This is a genomic window from Streptococcus sp. GMD4S, from assembly GCF_000296955.1.
In genome coordinates, this window is record NZ_AJRE01000370.1 from 1 (window position 1) to 657 (window position 657).

Sequence of the window (657 nt, forward strand, 5' to 3'; positions counted from 1 at the left end):
GTTCGCCCACGTATTGACTCTTTACATACTCGAAAGCCGTCCCATCTTCAAGATAAGAGACCTGAGTCAAGGCTAAAATGGCATGCCCTTTTTCAACTTCTAGATAGTGAGCAATTTTTTCCTTAGCCAATCTCGCATAAATGGTCTGTTGGGATTTGCCAATCCGATAGCCATGTTGCTGCAAGGTATGGAAGAAATGACTGGTGATTTCTTCTTTTTTGAAATCCTTAATAAATTTCTCAGGAATAGATGCGACTTCATAGACTAGTGGAACTTGGTCAGCGTAACGCACCCGTTCCATGCGGATAATATTCTCTGTCGGAGCAATCCCTAGATTAGCGACCTCTTGCTCATTTGGAATGGTTCTTCTGTAAGAAATGAGTTGACTAGAAGGAACTTTCCCCTGAGATTTGACAATCTCCGTAAAACTGGTTGTACCCCGCATTTTTTCTTGGACACGAGTGCTAGAGACAAAGGTTCCACTTCCTACACGACGCTCCAAAACTCCTTCCTCAACCAAGAGAGAGATAGCCTGACGTAATGTCATCCGGCTAACTTGAAACTGTTCAGCTAAATCTCGCTCACTTGGAAGTCTCTCTCCGATTTTCCAATGATGCTCATCTATATCCTTCTTGATCTGATCGTGGATTTTCATAT

General features: G+C 42.8%; 1 protein-coding gene. It reads right to left on the reverse strand.

The window, feature by feature from the left end:
- Positions 1–655: GntR family transcriptional regulator (locus GMD4S_RS09970; protein ID WP_000690683.1), on the reverse strand; the 655-nt coding region annotated here is incomplete at its 3' end.
- Positions 656–657 lie beyond the last annotated feature (2 nt).